Here is a 4,079-nt window from a genome sequence, read left to right as displayed (position 1 = left end):
CGATGACGCGCTTCAGCGGATCCCAGTCGTTCCAAGAGCTGACGATCTTTGCCATAAACGTGCTCCTATCTCTAGCAGAATGCGCCCCGTTTTCGAGGCGCATTCTTTATACCATTTTTTGCACGTGCACAAAAGCCTTTTACCGATATTTTCAGTCAAATATGAGAAAAAATCTTAGACAACCTGTCAATACCTGGTATGGGACTCTCGCGATTAGCCGTTGATGGCCGTCTCCAAAAGACCGCGCACGATCTCGCGCACGTCGTAGCCCTCGGAGATGGCCTTTACCGCGCCGCCGTCCACCAGCGCGCCGATGATCGGCGGGGCCAGCGGAACGCCCGCCCGCACGAGAATGCGGTTCACGGCCGCATCCAGCGCCTCGCGGCCCTTGCGGTAGGCCTCGGTCACCACCGGCGCCTCGGAGGCCGCGATGAGCTGGGCGTAGTGGGCGGGCATGGAGACCGTATCGTCGGGCAGGCAGGCCTCTATCAGCAGGTCGACCACGCGCTCGCGGCACTCTTCCGACGACAGGGAATCGGCCGTCTGGGCCACCTTCTCGGCACGGGCGATCCACAGCTCGATGTTGTAGCAGCCGGCCTCGTAGAGCAGGTCGGTCACCGACTCGAAGTAGTAGCCGACCGACGACGAGGCGGCACCGGCCCATTCGGCCACCTTGCGGTAGGTGACGGCCTCCGGACCGCGTTCCCGCAGCAGGGCCGCTGCGGCGAGCACCAACGAGGTTCGAGTGATCTGAGCTTTCAGGGACTTGGGTTTGGCCAATGGTTTGGTCATAGCAGTCTCTTTTCAAATAGTTGGCGTTTTTGCAACTTTAGCAGAAATGCAACAGTATTGTAAGCCCTGATGAAGCTATATTTTCCGAAATCTTGAAGTAAACTCCCAGTCAATTCCTCGTTGTTCATCTGCACAACGAAACAGCGCCCGGGCGGCCCTCCCCAACCGCCCGGGCGCCAGCCCGAGAAAAAGCGCGCCTCAGAGCCCTTCGGGGCCCATTCCGCGCGCAGCGTCATGACACGCTCGCGACGCTCCCCTACTCGATGTCGGTCAGCTTCTTCCTCGAGTTGTCGTGGGTCATGCACATGGCAATGAGCGCCACCACCGAGATGACCACCATGTACCACGCCGGCGCGATGGGATTGCCCGTCGCCTGGATGAGCGCGATGGAGATGAACGACGCCGAGCCGCCGAAGATGGCGTTGGCGAAGTTGAACGACAGCGCGAAGCCGGAGTAGCGCACCTCGGTCGGGAACGTCTCGGACAGGTAGCTCGAGAGCGTGCCGTCGTTGATGGTGAGCAGCAGGCACATGAACAGCTCGGCCACCAAAATGACCCAGAAGTTCTCGGTGTTCAGCAGGTAGAACGCCGGCACCGTGAAGATGATGAAGCCCGCCGAGGCGATGATGAGCATCTTCTTGCGTCCGAAGTGGTCGGAGATCTTGCCAGAGAAGAAGATGAACGCCACGTAGGCCACCAGGCAGATCGTGGTGATGAGCGACGAGGCGCCGGCATCGTAGCCCACGGTGTCCTGCAGGTAGTTCGGCAGGTAGGTGAGCACCGCGTAGAAGCCCACGGCGTTCAGCATGCACGCGCCGAAGGACACGAGCAGCGGACGCAGGTAGCGCGTGAGCAACAGCTTGATGGGCTGGTCGTCGGACTCGCCCTTGGCCTCCAGCTTGTCCTGCATCTCCTGGTACACCGGGGAATCGGACACGCGGGTGCGGATGTAGTGGGTGATGATGCCGAGCGGACCGGCCAGAAGGAACGGGATGCGCCAGCCCCACTCGGTCACGAAGGCGGAATCGTGGCCGAAGTTCACGAACATGAGCGTGGCAAGCGTCGAGCCCACGAGCAGGCCTACGGCCGTGGAGGCGGGCACGAGCGAGCAGTACAGACCGCGGTGGTTGGCCGGGGCGTACTCGGCCAAGAACGTGGCCGCGCCGGCATACTCGCCCGAAGCGGAGAACGACTGCACCATGCGCAGGGCGAGCAGCAGGATGGGCGCCAAAATGCCCACCGCCTCGAAGGTCGGCAGAAGGCCGATGACGAAGGTGGCGGCGCTCATCATGAGAATGGAGGTGGCAAGCGCCCACTTGCGGCCCTTCTTATCGCCCATGTGCCCCCAGAAAAAGGCGCCGACCGGGCGCATGAGGAACGACAGGGCGAACACGCCGAAGGTCTCCAGCAGCGCCACCGTGGGATCGCCCGGCGGCATCAGCACGAGCGCGATAACCGTGGCGAAGTACGAGTAGGAAGCGTAGTCGAACCACTCGATGAAGTTCCCGAGGAACGACGATACCGCAACCCGGCGCAGCGTCGCATGCTCTTCCTCGGCGGTGGGGGCGCTTGCCACCATAGTGTCACTAGATGCCATGGAAATCACCCAGATCCTTCCCAAACCCCTTTTTGCTTTGCGTGGTTCTCATGAGAACCATCCCCTTTCAGACAGAGAGGTCCGCACCTCTGCTCTCACAGATATGCGGACCTCCATTTCCTTGTGCTTGCCTGCACTCCTCCTGTTAGGAGTCTTATGAAGTGCCAGCCAGCACCTTTACACGTTTTGAAAAGCCGTGAATCGCTTTTGGTTCGCCCGCGGGCGCGGGCAGGTCGACGAAGCGTGCGACCCTACGGCAGATCCTGGGTCTCCACCTCGGCCTGGTTTTCGGCCTCGACGCTCTCGAGCGTCTTCTGGTCGACCGAGCCGGTGCCCTTGCGGGCGAGCATGGCCTTCACCGTGGGGAAGGCACCGCCGCCGCAGATGAGGATGACGCCGAGCCAGCTGTTGATGGTCATCGGCTCCGCGAAGATCACGATACCGATGAAGATGGCCACGGGCACCTCCCAGTAGGCGATGGTGCCGTAGTCCATGGCGGGCAGGTTACGGCCGGCCACGAGCAAGGTACCGAGGGCGATGGGGCCGCAGATGATCCACAGCAGCACCGCACCGATCCAGTTGAAGGTGGTGAAGTGGACGGACAGGGCCCAGTTCTCCATACCCGGCTGGCTGCCGAGCGAGTTCAGGATAACGGTGATGATGCCCGCGCCCAGCACGGCGAAGATGAAGTTCCACACACCGCGGGCGGTGGTGTCGGCATCCTTGCGGTAGCCGTTAAAGAACATCGACAGGCCGTAGAACAGGCCGGACAGCAGGCCGAAGGCGTCGCCCACGCCCTTCTGCGGGAACTCGGGCGTGGAAGTCTCGAGGTTGAAGTCGAGGCCGAACGCCTGGCCGCCCACGCCGAAGCCGAGCAGGCCCTCGCCGAACAGCATGCCGATGAACACGATGCAGAGGCAGATCCACTGCAGGCCGCTCATGGGCTCCTTGCGGAAGATGCGGGCGCACAGCACGCAGATAACGGGCCCGGTGTAGATGAACATGACGGCGTTGGCCACGGTGGTCAGCAGCGTGGACGTCACGTAGCAGGCCAGCGAGCAGCCGATCATAAGACCGCCGAGCGCGATGGCGGGGGTGAGCTTCAGCTTCTTGAACGTCTCCACCTTGCCGGTGGCGAACATCAAGATGACGAAGAAGATCACGCCCATGCCCATGCGGCCGCAAGCCATGAGAGCGCCGATGGAGTCACCGGCAGCGAGGCCCTCGGTTCCGTCGAACATGTTGACGCGCGTGGCCCAACGCGAGAACAGCGGTACCAGGCCCATGCCCGTCGCGGAGATGAGCATGAAGATGAGGCCCTTGGCATAATTCATCTGGAAACCGGTGTCCTCGCCTTGAGGAGCGATTTTGTCCTGTGCCATGTTTCCCTCCTTTTTTCTTTCCCTCTGAGGTGATTTGAGTATAAGTCGAGATACCGGGGGTTCCGGCACCTCCTCGCATCCCGTTGCCCTAAACGAGATACGAGAAAAGGGGAACAGGTCGGCGCGTGTCGCGTTGGAACCTGTTCCCCTTTCTTTTCGAGTTTTCCGTCAGGCAGCTGCCCTGAGCTGCTTGCTGGCGGATAGTGCCCTCAGGCTGCTCGGAGCGCCCGAGGAGTGCTGGTAAACGTCGTGCTTACTTCCACATCTCGGGGCGCACGAGGGTGGGATCCTCGACGCGGTTCGGGAAG

Annotated in this window: 3 protein-coding genes; all 3 read right to left on the bottom strand. The window is 61.8% G+C overall.

Annotated elements, in window-relative coordinates:
- Positions 1–213 precede the first annotated feature (213 nt).
- Positions 214–792 carry a TetR/AcrR family transcriptional regulator gene (locus tag Q5064_RS11295; protein WP_302964754.1) on the bottom strand — a complete coding sequence of 193 codons (579 nt, stop codon included), beginning with the start codon at positions 790–792 and terminating at the stop codon, positions 214–216.
- Between the two features lie 256 nt (positions 793–1,048).
- Positions 1,049–2,389 carry an MFS transporter gene (locus tag Q5064_RS11290; RefSeq protein ID WP_302964753.1) on the bottom strand — a complete coding sequence of 447 codons (1,341 nt, stop codon included), beginning with the start codon at positions 2,387–2,389 and terminating at the stop codon, positions 1,049–1,051.
- 251 nt (positions 2,390–2,640) lie between these two features.
- Complete coding sequence (locus Q5064_RS11285) at positions 2,641–3,771, bottom strand: DMT family transporter (protein ID WP_302964751.1); 1,131 nt, start codon at positions 3,769–3,771, stop codon at positions 2,641–2,643.
- Positions 3,772–4,079: the final 308 nt, after the last annotated feature.

The sequence above is a fragment of the uncultured Adlercreutzia sp. genome, from assembly GCF_958431955.1.
Lineage (GTDB): Bacteria > Actinomycetota > Coriobacteriia > Coriobacteriales > Eggerthellaceae > Adlercreutzia.
The sequence above is the reverse complement of the archived record's forward strand: the minus strand, read 5'-3'. Positions and strand labels throughout refer to the sequence as shown.